At 72.5% G+C, this 14,886-nt stretch carries 15 protein-coding genes; 7 read left to right on the top strand and 8 right to left on the bottom strand.

Features of this window, described 5'->3' with window-relative positions; genetic code table 11:
- Positions 1-37 precede the first annotated feature (37 nt).
- Together ACFY4B_RS23190 and ACFY4B_RS23195 are read right to left on the bottom strand one after the other, a co-directional pair.
- On the bottom strand, positions 38-940 hold the full coding sequence (locus ACFY4B_RS23190; protein ID WP_387970494.1) for a dihydrodipicolinate synthase family protein: 903 nt from the start codon (positions 938-940) through the stop codon (positions 38-40).
- Positions 940-1,737 (bottom strand): aldolase, encoded by a 798-nt coding sequence (locus ACFY4B_RS23195; RefSeq protein WP_049649115.1) that lies wholly within the window; start codon positions 1,735-1,737, stop codon positions 940-942. Before ACFY4B_RS23195 ends, ACFY4B_RS23190 begins: the two co-directional genes overlap by 1 nt.
- 297 nt (positions 1,738-2,034) lie before the next feature.
- Between ACFY4B_RS23195 and ACFY4B_RS23200 the strand changes: the two genes are divergently transcribed.
- Positions 2,035-2,616 carry a helix-turn-helix domain-containing protein gene (locus tag ACFY4B_RS23200; protein ID WP_387970497.1) on the top strand — a complete coding sequence of 194 codons (582 nt, stop codon included), beginning with the start codon at positions 2,035-2,037 and terminating at the stop codon, positions 2,614-2,616.
- A gap of 148 nt (positions 2,617-2,764) precedes the next feature.
- Here the strand turns inward: ACFY4B_RS23200 and ACFY4B_RS23205 are convergent, their stop codons facing one another.
- A complete protein-coding gene (locus ACFY4B_RS23205; protein WP_387970500.1) occupies positions 2,765-3,577 on the bottom strand; it encodes a hypothetical protein in 813 nt (270 codons plus the stop codon).
- 536 nt (positions 3,578-4,113) lie between these two features.
- Between ACFY4B_RS23205 and ACFY4B_RS23210 the strand changes: the two genes are divergently transcribed.
- The gene (locus ACFY4B_RS23210) at positions 4,114-6,051 is read left to right on the top strand and encodes an ABC transporter ATP-binding protein (RefSeq protein ID WP_387970503.1); all 1,938 of its coding nucleotides are present in this window, start codon (positions 4,114-4,116) and stop codon (positions 6,049-6,051) included.
- Positions 6,052-6,116: 65 nt separating this feature from the next.
- Here the strand turns inward: ACFY4B_RS23210 and ACFY4B_RS23215 are convergent, their stop codons facing one another.
- Positions 6,117-6,956 (bottom strand): SDR family oxidoreductase, encoded by an 840-nt coding sequence (locus tag ACFY4B_RS23215; protein ID WP_387970506.1) that lies wholly within the window; start codon positions 6,954-6,956, stop codon positions 6,117-6,119.
- Positions 6,957-7,050: 94 nt separating this feature from the next.
- Here ACFY4B_RS23215 and ACFY4B_RS23220 point away from each other — a divergent pair, with 94 nt between their 5' ends.
- From ACFY4B_RS23220 to ACFY4B_RS23230, 3 genes are all read left to right on the top strand, one after another.
- On the top strand, positions 7,051-7,416 hold the full coding sequence (locus tag ACFY4B_RS23220) for a winged helix-turn-helix transcriptional regulator (protein WP_387970508.1): 366 nt from the start codon (positions 7,051-7,053) through the stop codon (positions 7,414-7,416).
- Between the two features lie 158 nt (positions 7,417-7,574).
- Positions 7,575-9,026 carry a DUF4157 domain-containing protein gene (locus ACFY4B_RS23225; RefSeq protein WP_387970511.1) on the top strand — a complete coding sequence of 484 codons (1,452 nt, stop codon included), beginning with the start codon at positions 7,575-7,577 and terminating at the stop codon, positions 9,024-9,026.
- A gap of 179 nt (positions 9,027-9,205) precedes the next feature.
- Positions 9,206-9,616 (top strand): hypothetical protein, encoded by a 411-nt coding sequence (locus tag ACFY4B_RS23230; protein WP_387970514.1) that lies wholly within the window; start codon positions 9,206-9,208, stop codon positions 9,614-9,616.
- Positions 9,617-9,932: 316 nt separating this feature from the next.
- Here the strand turns inward: ACFY4B_RS23230 and ACFY4B_RS23235 are convergent, their stop codons facing one another.
- Positions 9,933-10,391 (bottom strand): hypothetical protein, encoded by a 459-nt coding sequence (locus ACFY4B_RS23235; protein ID WP_387970517.1) that lies wholly within the window; start codon positions 10,389-10,391, stop codon positions 9,933-9,935.
- A gap of 468 nt (positions 10,392-10,859) precedes the next feature.
- On the opposite strand from ACFY4B_RS23235, the gene ACFY4B_RS23240 reads away from it, so the two are divergent.
- Both ACFY4B_RS23240 and ACFY4B_RS23245 read left to right on the top strand, forming a co-directional pair.
- Complete coding sequence (locus ACFY4B_RS23240) at positions 10,860-11,450, top strand: isochorismatase family protein (protein WP_049649126.1); 591 nt, start codon at positions 10,860-10,862, stop codon at positions 11,448-11,450.
- Positions 11,451-11,596: 146 nt separating this feature from the next.
- Positions 11,597-12,397 carry an ADP-ribosyltransferase gene (locus ACFY4B_RS23245; protein ID WP_387970521.1) on the top strand — a complete coding sequence of 267 codons (801 nt, stop codon included), beginning with the start codon at positions 11,597-11,599 and terminating at the stop codon, positions 12,395-12,397.
- Between the two features lie 100 nt (positions 12,398-12,497).
- Here the strand turns inward: ACFY4B_RS23245 and ACFY4B_RS23250 are convergent, their stop codons facing one another.
- The 3 genes from ACFY4B_RS23250 to ACFY4B_RS23260 all read right to left on the bottom strand — a co-directional run bounded on the left by ACFY4B_RS23250 (position 12,498) and on the right by ACFY4B_RS23260 (position 14,847).
- Positions 12,498-12,983 carry an NUDIX domain-containing protein gene (locus ACFY4B_RS23250; protein ID WP_074003274.1) on the bottom strand — a complete coding sequence of 162 codons (486 nt, stop codon included), beginning with the start codon at positions 12,981-12,983 and terminating at the stop codon, positions 12,498-12,500.
- A 124-nt stretch (positions 12,984-13,107) separates the two neighbouring features.
- Complete coding sequence (locus ACFY4B_RS23255) at positions 13,108-14,004, bottom strand: helix-turn-helix transcriptional regulator (protein ID WP_387970789.1); 897 nt, start codon at positions 14,002-14,004, stop codon at positions 13,108-13,110.
- 36 nt (positions 14,005-14,040) lie between these two features.
- Positions 14,041-14,847, bottom strand: coding sequence for an SDR family oxidoreductase (locus ACFY4B_RS23260; RefSeq protein WP_387970524.1), 807 nt, complete (start codon positions 14,845-14,847; stop codon positions 14,041-14,043).
- Positions 14,848-14,886: the final 39 nt, after the last annotated feature.

Genomic DNA, 14,886 nt, shown 5'->3' on the forward strand with positions numbered 1-14,886 from the left:
TGTCCTCGCACAGGGGAGCCGGTGGGGGCGGGCACCGTCAGGCGGCGGAGGGCGGAAGGAGGTCGGTGAGCAGCTCCCGCAGCTGCGCCGTCTCCTCCGGGGGCAGCGGCAGCAGCGGGGGCCGCGGCGGCCCGGCGGGGCGGTTCCGGATCTCCAGGCCCGCCTTGACGGTCCGGGGGAGGCCGTGCCGGACGATGAACCGCAGGAAGGGCAGCAGCTCCCGCAACAGCGCGTCCGCGCGCTCCTGCTGTCCGCCGACGGCCGCGGCGTGGAGCTCCAGCACCGGCTGCGGGACGAGGCAGGGGGCGGCCGTGCACCAGCCGGCGGCCCCGGCGCGGAAGGCGTCCAGGGCGAGCGGGTTGCTGCCGTTGTAGACGGACAGCTCTCCGCCGGACAGCTCCCGGATGGCGCGGAAGCGGGACACCTCGCCCGAACTCTCCTTGACCATGGTGAGGTTGGGGATCTTCCGGGCGAGCGCGACCACCGTCTCCGGGCGCAGGTCCACGCCGCTGGTGCCGGGGTTGTTGTAGAGCATCATCGGCAGGTCGGTGGCGCGGGCCACCTCGTCGTAGTGCCGGGCGAGTTCGTCCTCGGTCAGCTTCCAGTACACCTGGGGCAGTACCATGATCGCGGTGGCGCCGTGGCGGGCGGCCACCCGGGCGCGGCGGACGGTGCCCTCGGTGCTCCAGTGGGAGACGCCGACGAGGGTGGGCACCCGCCCGGCCACCGCGTCCAGGGTGGTCTCGCAGACCGCGTCCCACTCCTTCCCGGTCAGGTAGGCGCTCTCGCCGGTGCTGCCCAGCGGGGCGACGGCGTGGCTTCCGGCGGCGACCAGGTCGCCGGTGAGCCCACGCAGTGCGGCCAGGTCGACCTCGCCGGTGGCAGCGTCGAAGGGGGTGACCGGGTAGGAGATGATGCCCTGCAGGGGCGGATTGGCCATCAGAGGTCCACCTGTCCGTTGACGCAGTCGGGGTGAGTGCGCAGTGCCTTGCGCGCGTAGTACGCGAAGTTCGCCCGGCTGCGCCGGTCGGTGGAGGTCCAGTCGTGGGCCTCGCGGGCGAGCGCCGGGTCCAGGGGCTGGATGGTCCCCGCCGACATCGCCAGCAGTTGCAGGCGGGCGGCCCGCTCGATGAGCAGCGCCAGGGTGCACGCCTCCTCGATCGTGGAGCCGGTCACCAGCTGGCCGTGGTGGGCCAGCAGGACGGCCCGCTTGTCGCCGAGGGCGGCGGTGATGATCTCGCCCTCCTCGTTGCCGACCGGCACGCCCGGCCAGTCCTTGAGGAAGGCGCAGTCGTCGTACAGCGGTGTGGTGTCCATGTGGGAGACCACCAGCGGGACTTCCAGCATGGCCAGTGCGGCGGTGTGCAGCGGGTGGGTGTGGATGACGCAGTTGACGTCCGGGCGCGCCCGGTAGATCCAGGAGTGGAAGCGGTTGGCGGGGTTGGGCATGCCCGTGCCCTCCAGGACCTCCAGGTCCTCGTTCACCAGGAGCAGGTTGTCCTCGGTGATCTCGTCGAAGCCCAGGCCCAGGCGCTGGGTGTAGTAGGTGCCCGGCTCGCGCCCGCGGGAGCTGATCTGCCCGGCGAGCCCCGAGTCGTGGCCGCCGTCGTACGCGATCCGGCAGGTGAGCGCCAGTTTCTGGCGCGTGGTCAGTGTCGAGTCCCCGAAGTGCCGGTCCATCTGCCGCGCGGCGCGGTCGACGAGGACGTCCTTCGAGTCCTGCAGGGTGTTCGCCATGTGTGTGCTCCGGTTCTCCGGCCTCGCCCCGGCGGCCAGGCCTGTGTCCGGAGCCGCGGCTCCGGAGGAAACATTGTTCACCATAGGACACAAGGTTTCCTGCGACAAGGGCGGCAAGGGCGACAGGGGGAGCAAGGGCGACAGGGGCGGGGAGGGCGGCACGGGTCGCGAGGGTGGGCGGGGCGACGGCCGGCGGGCGGGGCCTCCCGGGTGGGTCGGCGGGGGCGCGGCGTAGCATGGCCCGCCAGAGGACACGGTGTGTCATCGGAGGTGGATGGCACGGGAGAGGAAGAACCAGTGATCAACCGGGTGCGGCAGCTTCGCAAGGAACGGCTGATGACCCTGGAGGCGCTGGCCGAGCGGTCCGGCGTCACCAAGAGCTACCTGTCGAAGGTCGAACGCGGCCAGAGCGTTCCCTCGATCGCCGTCTGCGCCTCCCTCGCCAAGGCCCTCGAAGTCCCCCTGGACAGCCTCTTCGCCGAGGCCGAGGAGCTGAGCGAGGTTACCGTCACCCGGGCCGCGGAGCGTCAGGCCCTGACCGCCCCGGACGAGCCCGGCACCCGCTACGAGGGGATGGCGCTCGACGCCGGCGCCAAGGGCATGACCCCGTTCATGCTCTACCCGCCGCTCGACGACGGCCCCGCCCCGTTCCGGGACCACCCCGGCGAGGAGTTCGTCTTCGTCCACGAGGGGCGGGTCGAACTGGTCCTCCCGTCGCGCGCGATCACGCTCGACCCCGGCGACTGCGTCTACCTCAAGGCCACGACGCCCCACCGGCTGCGCTCCCTGGGGGCCCGGCGCGCCACGGTCCTCCTGCTGGTCTCCAGCGACCACGGGGTTCCGGACGACGCCCGGCCCCCGTACTCCCGGCTGCCCTGAGCCGCGGCGGGCGCGCCTCGTCCGGGCCCCGTTTCGCCGCGGGCGGTGACGCCGATGTCGCCGCCGGTGGCGTCGAGGCCGCCGCCGGCGCCACCGCCCCGGGGCTCGTCGTCCCGGGCGGGCCGACTACCCGGCGCTCATCCGACGCTCACCTGGCCGTCTTCGACAGCGGCACCGCCAGCTGCATGAGGTTGGGCAGCCGGCCGAGGATGTTGTCGCCGCTGAGGAACAGCAGCCGGTCGCCGAGCCGCGTCACCACGATCTCCTCGCTGTGGTAAGGGCCTTGGGGCACCTTCTTGACGTCGACGGCCTCGTCGCCGAGCCCCGGCACCGGCTGCAGCGTCACGGTCAGCGGAATCGCCTTCCCGTCGATCCCCTTGCCGGTGAAGGACGTGCAGCGGTCCGCGTACGCCCGGATCTCGCCGAGCAGCTTGGCCGCGTCGCCGGCGTGGTAGGCGCCCAGGTAGACCTCGACCCTGTTCTCGCCGTCGTAGACCTCGTTCGTCGCGCCCGAGGCCCTGTAGTCCAGGGAGAGGACGCTTCCGGCGAGGCGCATCTGGGTGCACGGCTCCTGGGGCAGCACCGGCTTGGCCGGCTCCTCCAGGACGTAGGTGCCGGAGTCGTTCTCGCTGCCGTTGCCCTCGATCCGCCACCCGGTGGGCAGCGTGGCGGCGGTCGGCAGCAGCTCGCGCAGGGCGGCTCCGGTGGGGATCGGCGGGCCGGTCGGCGTACTGCTGGGCGAGCCGAACGCCGGGGCGTCGGACGCCTGGAGCGTCGGCGTGGACGTCGGGGCGGCACCCGGGGAGCCGGCGCCGCCCGAGGTCGCGGACGGTTTGTCGGGGACGGCTCCCGGGCCGGTTCCCGACCCCGCTCCGGGGTCGGAGGAGCACCCGGCGACGACGGCCGCGGCCATCGCGGCCGCGCCGACCACGAGGGGAATCCTGACGTTGTTTCGGACCATGGACACAAGAACCCTTCCGCACAAGCTCACTGACGGTGAGCATCGTGCCCGATCCAGTTGGCCCGGGACATGAGTATCCGTACTCAACTCCTGCCACCCCACCCGCCTCAGGAGCCTGGCGACGCGGCAGCCCCTCGGGCGGCAGACCAGCCGAACGGGTGAATCCGGCGACGGCCGTGCGCCGCCCGCCCGCTTGGCAGATGCGCTGAACCATGCCCGGAACGTGCTCGAAAAGTCCCCGTTCGACCCGGGCTCGCCCGGAGGCGAATCCACTTGAACGCCGCGCTCGAACAGCACCATCATCGGACGCCCAGCCGCCCGTAACGACTCCGTCGAACCGGTCAACTCGGCCTGAGGAAAGGCCACTTGAGCTTTCCTGTCGGCCGGGACCGGTGAGTCAGCACGTCCGCGCACCGCTTTGCTCCTGGAGGATCTGTGGCCTGTTCCCCCGCCCCGTCGATCCACGTCCCACCCGTCCCCGGGGCCCTGGCGGCCCGCCTGCCGATGGCCCCCGCTCCGCTCGAGGAGGCGAACGCTTGAGCACCACGACGGCGTCGGCCGAGGCCGCCGACGAGGAACTGCAGTGGCTCGCCGACGGACGCCGCATCGCGGCGATCGAGGCGATCAGCGTCAGCGCGATGGCCCGCCGCCTGCCCGCGCTCGTCGTCCGCGCCTTCCGCCTCGGCTGGCGCATCGACCGCACCTCCGTCGCGCTGCTCCTGACCTGCCAGGCCGTCTCCGCGGTGCTCGGCGCGGCCGGCCTGTTCGCGACCACCGGCACCATCTCGGCCCTGTTCGGCCCGGGGCAGGTCGGCGACAAGCTCACCCGCGCGGCGCCGTCGATCCTGGTCATCGCGGCGGCGGCCGGCGCCCGCTCCCTGCTGGGCATCACGATCCGGACCGTCACCATCCACCTGTCGCCCCGCATCTCCCGGGAGGCGGAGGCCGCGGTGCTGCGCGCCACCGTGGCGGCCGAACTGACCGCCTACGACCACGCCGGCTACAACGACGAACTGGAGGCCGCCGACCGCGGCGCCGAGGTCTGCGTGGACATCGTCGGAGAGGCGCAGAACCTGCTCGCCTCCCTCGCCTCGCTCCTCGGCGCGGCCGGCGTGCTGACCGTGCTCCACCCCGCCCTCCTGCCGCTGCTGGTGCTGGCGGCGCTGCCCCAGGGCATCGCGTCGGTGCACGCCGCCCGGGTGCAGTTCCTGGCGAACCGGGCGGCCGTCGGCGACCGCCGGATCATGGCGAACCTGCGCTGGTACATCCACCTCAAACGCAACGCCGACCAGGTCCGCTCCGACACCATGGGCGAGTTCCTGCTCGTCAAGTACGACCAGGTCGGCCGGCGGCTGGACGCCACCTCGCGCCGCGCGGCGATGCAGAGCGCCCGGGTGTCGGTGATCGGGGCCGCCGCCTCCGGCCTCGGCACCGCGGTGGTGTGGGCGGCGATGCTGTGGCTGGTCAGCACCGGCCGGATGAGCCTGCCGCGCGGCGGCGCGGCGGTGTTCGCCCTGACCGCTGTCAGCACCAGCCTGCGCGGCATCGTCGGCTACGGCGCGGACCTCTTCCGCACCGGCATGTACCTGGACGACTGGTCGAGCTTCCTCGACACCGCCGGCGGCCACCGGCCCAAGCGCGGCACCGGGACGCCCGAGGCCCCGCGCCGGATCGCGGTGGAGAACCTCGACTACGCCTACCCCGCCTCCGACCGCAAGGCGCTGGACGGGGTGAACCTGCACGTCGAACGCGGCGAGATCCTGGCCCTGGTGGGGGAGAACGGCTCCGGCAAGACCACCCTCTCCAAGCTCCTGGCAGGGCTCTACCTGCCCGACGCCGGAGCGGTGCGGTGGGACGCGGCCGACACCCGCGACCTCGACCCGCACGCCCTGTGGCGCCAGGTCGCCGTCGTCCCCCAGGACTACGCCCGCTGGCCGCTGACCTGCCGCGAGAACATCACCCTGGGCCAGCCCACCGCCGAGGGCGACGCGGCGGTGCTGCGCGCCGCCGACGCCTCCGGGGCCGCCGACGTCGTCGCCCGGCTCCGCCGGGGCCTGTCCACCCTGCTCGCGGTGGAGTGGATGGGCGGCGAGGAACTGTCCGGCGGACAGTGGCAGCGCCTGGCCATCGCCCGGGCGTTCCACCGCGAGGCCGGGCTGCTCGTCCTGGACGAGCCGACCGCCGCCCTCGACCCGCGCGCCGAGCACAGGATCTTCCAGAACCTGCGGGCGGTCGCGCGGGAGCGGGCGGTCGTCCTGGTCACCCACCGGCTCACCAACGTGGCCGTCGCCGACCGGATCGTCGTCCTGGAGGACGGGAAGGTGCTCCAGGAGGGCACGTTCGCGGAGTTGGTGGCCGAGGAGGGCGGCCGGTTCAGGGAACTGTGGGACCTGCAGAACGAGCGCACCGGCCTTCCCACCCAGCGTGGAGGTGCCGCGGTCCGGTGCGCTGTGCCGGAGGAGGACGCGTCGTGAACTCCCGCATCCGGTGCCGGTAGTGGACCGACAGGCCCTGGACGCTCCGGCGGTGCCGACCGGGTTCAGCGGAACGCGGCGGCGTGCCGGGCGGCCCAGTCGGCGAAGGTGCGCGGGGCGGTGCCGAGGACCCGCCGCACGTCCGGGCTGACGCGCAGCTCGGCGGGGTTCGGGGAGCCGAGGATGTCCAGGGTGTCCTCGGCGAGCTCCACCGGCATGCTCCGGGCCATGGCGGCCCCGGCCTCGTCGCGGGTGAGGTCGTGGAACCGCACCGGCGTGCCCAGCGCGGCGGCGACGGCCTCCGCCTGCCGGCGCGGGGTGATCACCTCCGGACCGGTCAGCTCGTATACGGCGCCGGTGTGCCGGTCGTCCACCAGGCAGGCCGCCGCGACCTCGGCGATGTCCGCCGGGTCGACGATCGGCACACCGACGTCGCCGAAGGGGGCGGCGACGACCCGGTGCGCGCGGACGGACTCGGCCCACCACAGGGCGTTGGAGGCGAAGCCGCCCGGCCGCAGGATGGTCCAGTCCAGGCCGGAGTCCCGCAGCGCGTCCTCCACCGCGCGCATCGCGATCCGCGTCGGGCCGAAGGGCCTGGTCGCCACGCCCTGCGAGGAGAGCAGGACGATCCGGCGGACCCCGCCGGCCTCGGCCCGGCCGATGATGTCGGCCGGGCCGGCTCCGGCGGCGTGCAGGTCGCCGGACAGCAGCAGGAACAGCGCCTCCGCCCCGGCCAGCGCCGGTGCGAGGCCGGCCGGATCGGCCAGGTCGGCCGCCACGTGGCGGACACCGTCCGGCACGGGCGCCGCGTGTCGCGACACCGCCGTCACCGGCAGGCCCGTCTTCGCCAGCGCCCGCGTCAGCGGTCGGCCCACATTCCCGGTAGCCCCGGTCACCACGATCATGGTCAGCTCCTTTTGCCCGACGGACTCTGTGGCCCTCACGCTAGGAGCGGCGGCTAACCCTTGGTAAGGACGTACCTTGACGTAAGCTCAGGACATGGAGGTAGGTGCGCAGGACAAGCAGGCCGAAACCGGGCGGCGGTATGAGGTGTTTCACACCGACTGCCCCGCGCGCGACATGGTCGACCACGTGACCAGCAGGTGGGGCATCTGGGTGCTGATCTCCCTGCGGGCCAACGACCTCCGGTTCTACGAGCTGCGCGAGAGCATCCAGGGCATCAGCGAGAAGATGCTCGCCCAGACCCTGCGCGCGCTGGTCCAGGACGACCTGGTCTGGCGGAAGGTCGAGCCGACGACGCCGCCCCAGGTCACCTACGGGCTGACCGAGTTCGGCCGGGACCTCGGCGAGCCGCTGGAGGACCTGTTCGGCCGGATCACCCGACGGCTGCCGCCGCGCGGCTGACGGTTCGCCCGGGTCGGGCTCGGCCGCCGGCGCTCGTCGGGACGGACGTGTTGCCCGTACGGGCAGTGCATCGTGCCCTCGCGCCCCTTACCCGCGACCGCCGCACCGGGTATGTAGGGGGAACACCACGAAACTGCCGTCCCCACGAGCGGAGTTCCATGCACGCGCACGAGCCGACGAAGGACGAGAAGCAGCCGCAGCGCACCCCCAGGAGCGCGGCCACACGGTCCGGGGAGGCCCCGGGCGGCCAGGCGCCCGACGAGCTCCTCGGACTGCAGCGCACCGTCGGCAACGCGGCCGTCGTCCGGATGCTCCAGCGGAGCGGGCACGGGCACCGGCACGGCGCGGGCTGCGGCCACCAGCCGCCCGTGGAGGAGCCGGTGCAGCGCTCCGCCGTGCACGACGTGCTGCGCACGCCGGGCAGGCCGCTGGACGAACCGCTGCGCCGGGACATGGAATCCCGCTTCGGCGCCGACTTCTCCGACGTCCGTCTGCACACCGGCTCCGCGGCCCGCGACTCCGCCGCCGAGGTGGGCGCCCGTGCCTACACCTCCGGCAGCCATGTCGTCATCGGCGACGGCGGCGCTGACAAGCACACCCTCGCCCATGAGTTGACGCACGTCATCCAGCAGCGCCAGGGTCCGGTGGCCGGGACGGACAACGGGTCCGGGCTGAGCGTCTCCGACCCCGGGGACCGCTTCGAGCGCGAGGCCGAGGCCAACGCGGTCCGGGTGATGAGCCGGATGCCCGAGCAGAGCGACCACGGCCTCGAAGAAGCCCCCGTCCAGCGGAGGGCGGACACCACGGCCCGGGGTACGGCGCGCGCCGCCGGCGCGACGGCCGTCCAGCGCTACGCCCAGGTCACCACCGAGGAGTTGGGGCCCGCACGGGTCTCGCAGAACGGCCTCTACCTCCTGACCGCCGATCCCGGGGCGGACACCACCGTCATCTGGGTCGCGGAGGGCGCCCCGGCGCCCCGGTACTGCAAGGCCACCGGGCAGAGCGGGCAGATCGCGGGACGCACGTACGCGGAGTACGAGCCGAAGACGTCCTTCCTCGCGGACTGTGCCCACACCGCCGAGGAGATCATGCACCGGCAGCGGCTGGCCCTCGGGCAGGACGCCAGCGAATTCGCCCTGGGCGGCCACCAGTTCGGACTGGGCGACGCGGAGAACGCGCAGGGCGCCGCGGCCTACGCGAACGCCCGGCCCGGCGGCCCGAACGCGAACGGCGAGGAACGGCCGGGCCCCGGCCAGGCGTTCGCCATCGTGGAGACCGCCTGGGACGAGGACTTCGAGCACCCGGACAACACCAGCGGGTGGCCCTACCACGTGGCGGCGGTCGTCGCCGAGGACGGCGACGACCGGATCACCGTGGAGCAGGCCGCGGACGGCAACGACGCCAAGGCCCGGCAGGGGTACGAGGGCATCGTCGACATGTATACGGCGGGCACGGACCCGACCAACGGGCAGGCGCTGCCGCACAGTTTCCACGGGCGGAACACCGGCGGCCCGGTGCAGCACTTCTCGGCCGGCGCGATCACCGTCATCCTCCAGCCGATCAACGTGGGTGCTCTGAACAAGGAGACAGGCAGCCGGAAGCTCATGTGATCCGGCCCGGCCTGTCCGCCCTGACCCTGATGGCGAACTCGCCTGCTGTTACAAGGAAGTGACGTTCCGTCCACAACCGAAGTGCCCAGCGGGGCGTCCCTATAGGTGACAGAGCCCGAGTCACGTCGATCGCATCGATCGGGCCTCGGGCCGAACCCTCCTGTGAAAGGAGTGCACCCGTGATCGTCTCCAAGCGGAACTCCCTGCGCCTGGCCGCCGTGGCCACCCTCAGCGCGCTCACCGTCGGGCTGGCGGGCACCGCCATGGCGGCCACCCCGGCCGTCCAGCCCGTGTCCGCCGCCCAGTCGGCCGCCGCGCAGGCCGGCATCACCGCCAAGCCGTCGGTCTCCTCCGTCCAGGCGTGGCAGCTCTTCCGGGTCACCGGCACGACCACCGGCCTCAAGACCGGAAGCACGGTGACCCTGCAGCAGAAGCAGCACGGCGCGTGGGTCACCCTGCCCGCCTCCGTCCACACCAACAGCAAGGGTTCCTACTCGCTCGGCGTGAAGCTCGGCATCAAGGGCCTGAACGAGCTGCGCATCGTCAGCGGCAGCACCGCCTCGCCCGTGTTCACCGTCACGGTGCGCTGACCCGCACTCCACGACGCCGACCCGCACGGCGTGCCGAGGTGGCCCGGCCCTGAGGCCGCGCAGTCGGATCGGTGCCGTGCGGGTCCTGGCGTGCTCGTACGGCCCGGTATCGGGGGATGCCCGGGCCGTACGAGGCAGACGCCGCTCGACCGGGAGGCGTCGGAGCCGCGCTGTCGCAGGTCCTCTGGATGGGTGTACCGAGTGCGTCGAACAGGCCGAGGGTCAGGCGCAGTTCGTGTTCGGCCCGGGGCGGGTGGATCCTGGTGTGCCGCCCGTCCCGGGCCGCGAGTCGCGGAGAAGAGGGCTGTGACCGGTGTCAGCGCACGGTGACGGTGAAGACCGGGGAGGCGGCGTCCCCGCTGACGATGCGCAGCTCGTTCAGGCCCGTGATGCCGAGCTTCACACCGAGCGAGTAGGCGCCGCTGCTGGTCGTGGGCACCGAGGCGGGCAGGGTGACCCACGCGCCGTTCTGCTTCTGCTGCAGGGTCACCGTGGTTCCCGCCTTGAGCCCGGTGGTCGTGCCGGTGACCCGGAACAGTTCCCACGCCTGGACCGTGGTGACCGACGGCTTGGCGGTGATGGTGGCCTGCGTGGCCGCCGCCTGCGGGGTGGCGGGCTGGGGCGTGACGGACGGCGCGGTGACGGACGGCCCGGTGGGCGCGGGGTCGGTGGCGGTGGGGCCGGCCGCCAGGGCGATGCCCGCCAGGCCGAGGGCGAGGGTGCTGAGGGTGGCCACGGCGGCCAGGCGCAGGCGGTTCCGCTTGGAGACGATCACGGGTACCCCTTTCCGGGGGAGGTGGTTGCTCGCCCGAAGGCGTGGATGCCGCGATTCGGGCTCTGCCATCTGTGGGGACGTCCTGGGCCGCCCATCGATCATGGGCGAATTGTCACCGTATAGTAACAGTCAGCGATCAAACCGGGTCGGAAGGCGACCGGGGCGCGCTCACTTCACAACAGTACGGAGTGCGGTCGGCGGCCATGACCGAAAGGTCGGAACTGCCCCGTAGTGAACCGCTGTTGACCACTTCTGATTGCTGATGGCCATGAATGCGCCGATCCGCCCGGAATCCCCGAGGTCGCCCTCGGCGGCCCGGTCCACAGCCGGTCCGGTTCCCGCCCGGGTGAGCGGAGCCGCCCCTCCGAGGTTGCGCGGCCCGGGTGAACATCGCGTACGGGAGGCGCGGGCCGCCGTCCGGCAGGGCACGGGTGGGGGACCGAGACTCCCGTGAGAAAGGCCTGTGCCGTGGGGCGTGCACTGATCGTCGTCGATGTGCAGAAGGACTTCTGCGAGGGTGGGGCCGTTCCGGTCGGAGGCGGTGCCGGGCGGGCCCGCGCCATCGCCGAGCTCGTCGAACGCACCGCCGGCCGCGAGTACACGCACGTCGTCGCCACCCGCGACCACCACCTCGACCCGGGCGGCCACTTCTCCGACCACCCGGACTTCAAGGACTCCTTCCCCGTGCACTGCGTCGTCGGCACCGAAGGGGGCGAGTTCCACCCCGACTTCGCGCCCACGGCCGAGACGATCGTGGACGAGGTCTTCTACAAGGGTGCGCACTCCGCCTCCAAGAGCGGTTTCGAGGGCTTCACCTCGGACGGGACCGCCCTCGCGGACTGGCTGCGCGCACGGAACGTCACCGAGGTGGACGTGGTCGGCATCGCCACCGACCACTGCGTGAAGGCCACCGCGCTCGACGGCGTGCGGGCCGACTTCGCCGTCCGGGTCCTGCTCGACTACACCGCGGGCGTCGCCGCCGACACCACCGCCCGGGCCGTCGCCGAACTCGGCCGGTCCGGTGTCGAGTTGACCGGTGAGCCGGTCGTCGTCGGCTGACGGTGGGGAGGCGGGTCCGCCGTGGAGCGCGCCCGCCCGATCCACGCGGACCGGGACGCCTGAAGGCGTCCACCAAAGCCGCTGACACGCCCTCGATCGGGTGAGTTGCGGTACCCCCGGGGCAGCGGGCGGCCAGGGTAACGGCCGTGATCAACATTCGAATCCGCACGGCCGCCAGCGCGGTCGCCCTCGCCTGCGCCGTCGTGCTCACCCCCGAGAGCCTGGCCGCCGCCGCCCCCGCGGCCCAGGCCGACGCCGCCCCGTTCAGCTGTCTCGACCCCAGCGGGGAGGCGCTCTGGAGCGGCCCCCAGTGCGACGGCGTCATCGTCCACGAACTCGGCACCGAGGCCGTCGCCATCGTCCTGGACGGCCGGCGCATCGACTTCGCCGACGAGGCCGAACTGCGTGCCGACGACTGCGCCGACCGGCCCGCCGTCACCCTCCCCGCCAGCACCTTCGAGAGCATCCCGGAGGGCCCGGACCCGCTGTACGCCGCCGTGGACCGCCGGGTGGACGTACCCCGCATCACCCCCACGCCGCACTGGCGCAAGAACTGCCACCCGCTCTTCCGCTCGGACGGCCGCGACCCGTCCGTCATCTTCGAGCAGGGCTTCGCGCCGAAGGACACCGTCAACGGCCAGTACGACATCACCAGTTACGTCCTGCAGAACCAGCCCTCGCGGTTCGTCAGCACCACCTACGACCCCGAGCTGTACAAGAAGTGGAAGAAGGTGCCCTGGGACTACTTCATCGACGCCCCCGGCGGCATCGACGTCAACGCGACCATCGGCGACCAGCACCAGTACGCCGACCAGGTGGAGGTCGCGTTCCCCGGCGGCGTGGACCGGCACTTCATCAGCCGGGCCTGCCCGGTCGACCGGGCCACCGCCTCCCTGGTCGAGTCCGGCTGCGTGGACAACCCGAACTACCAGCCCTGGCTGCACTGACCCGCCGGCAGTCCGCCGCCGACCGGTCGCCCGAGGGGTGTGGCGCGCCGCCACGGTACCCCCGGAAGCGGGCGGCCCGGTCGGCGTCGGCCTGCCGCTGTCACGCGCCGATCAGGGCCCGCGGGTCGAAGCCTTCGTCGTCCCAGCCGTAGGTGGAGAAGCCCCTCCCGCCGGAGAGGTGGTGGGTGAGGGCGGCGTGGGCGGTCGGGAACATCGGCAGCGGGAGCCCGTCGGCCGGGGACCAGACCGCGTCGAGGTGCTTGTCCGGCTCGGTGTTCGTCAGCTCGCCGCGCCACGCGGTGGCGAGGAACACCGACAGCAGGAACGGGTGCTCGCCGTCCCAGCCCGTGCGCACCTGGACGGTGTGTACGAGCCGCAGGTCCGCCGGCTCGACGAGCAGCCCGGTCTCCTCCCGCAGCTCGCGCGCGGCGGCCTCGTCGAGGCGCTCACCGACCTCGACCTTGCCGCCGGGGATCGTCCACGCCGACGCCGTGATCCAGCTGTTCGCGGCGTAGTGCAGGGTCGCGACCAGGTTCCGGTCGCGGTCGTGGGCGATCACGGCCACGGCCTGGAGAAGGCTCTCCACGGTGCTGCCTCCGGGGTGGGTGAGCGGACGGTGGTCGGGGCTCGAGGAACATCCATGCCAGTGCCGGCCCTGTCCGAGCCACCGACACGGCGTCAAGCATCATCGCGCCGCCATGGCGCCACCTTCAACGGTTGGACTGTCCGTCATCCGCTTCGCGCTCGGTCGCCGGCGCCTGGTGGGTGGCCGCCCACGAGGCCAGGAGCGCCAGATTGTCAGCGGTCGGTGTGCCCGCGGGTGCCGTGTAGACGTTGAGAAGCAGGCCGGGTTCGGCGGGCAGTTCCAGGGACTCGACGTCCAGGTCGAGCCGGCCCACGATCGGATGGCGAACCCGCTTGCGGCCGGACCGGTGCAGTCGCACGTCCTGGGATGCCCACCGCTGCCGAAACAGCTCACTGCGCGTCGACAGTTCGCCGACCAGGGCGATCAGCTCCTCGTCGTGCGGATCGCGGCCGGCTTCCATGCGTAGCTTCGCGGCCACGTCACCGGCGATCTGGTCGTAGTCGACGAAGAAATCCCTGGCCGCCTCGGGGTTCAGATAGACGAACCTCGCCGTGTTCGCGGGCCGTCGCGGGTCGGCCAGCACCGGTGAGAACAGCGCGCGAGCGAGGTTGTTCGTGGCGAGCACGTCATAACGGCCGGTACTGACCCAGGCCGGTGCGTCGGAGATCGCGTCGAGCACCTGCTGCAGCGTCGAGCGCACCGTCACGGCGGGCCTACGCCGGGGTGGGGCGCCGGGCGCCCTGGACTGGCGTGCGAGGTGGAACAGGTGGTGGCGCTCGGCCTCGTCGAGTCGCAGGGCGGAGGCCAGCGCGTCCAGCACGCCATCGGAGGCACCGGCGAGGCTGCCGCGCTCCATGCGCACGTAGTAGTCGACCGACACCCCCGCCAGTAGCGCCACCTCTTCGCGGCGCAGACCTTTGACCCGACGGTTGCCGCCGTAAGCGGGCAGGCCCGCCTGCGCGGGTGCGATGCGGGCGCGACGCGAGCTGAGGAACTCCCGGATCTCGGTGCGTGGATCCATCGTGGCCATCTCCTCACCGTAAGTCCGTTCCGCAGTCTAGGGGGTACCCGATGCGGTCGTCGCGATGCCGCCGTCCACCGGGATCACGGCGCCCGTGAGGTAGGAGCCGGCCCGGCCGGCGAGGAACACGGCGATACCCGCCATGTCGTCGTCGCGGCCGATTCGGCGCAGAGGGGCCGCCGCCGCGATCGTGTCGCCGATGGCATCGAGTGCGGACGCCGTCATCCGCGACGGGAACACTCCCGGTGCTACCGCGTTCACCGTGACGTGCTGGGGGCCCAGCTCCCTGGCAAGCACTCTGGTGAGTTGATGGAGTGCCGCCTTGCTGCTGGCGTACGAGTAGTTGGGCGACTCGGCGACGTGGATGGCGGCGATACTGCCGATGTTGATGATCCGCGCGGGATCATCGGCGGTGCCCGCCCCGCGAAGTGCGGGGAGCAGCGCCTGCACCAGCCAGAACGGCGACTTGAGGTTGAGGTCGATCACCGCGTCCCAGGCCTCGTCCGGGAACGTCGCCAGCGGCTCGCGCCACATCGCTCCCGCGTTGTTGACGAGGATGTCCAGGCGTTCCGAGTCGCCCTTGACGAGATCGGCGAGGCGCTGACACTCGTCGTGCCTGGACAGGTCGGCGGGGATTGCATGAACGTCGCCGAATTCGGACAGTAGACGCTGTGCCTCCGCGCACCTGTCCGCGTCGCGTGAGCTGATGACGACGCGGGCGCCCGCCTGGAGAAGGCCGCGCGCCATCATCATCCCGATGCCACTGGTGCCGCCAGTGACGAGGGCGTACTTCCCACTCAGATCGAAAAGCCCTGTGTGGGTGGTGAACTGGTTGTCCGCCATTGGTCTCCGTCCCCTTCTGTCGTGGACGAACGCGCCGAC

Origin of the sequence: Kitasatospora sp. NPDC001261, from assembly GCF_042896795.1 — a bacterium.
In the GTDB taxonomy this organism is placed as follows: Bacteria; Actinomycetota; Actinomycetes; order Streptomycetales; family Streptomycetaceae; genus Kitasatospora.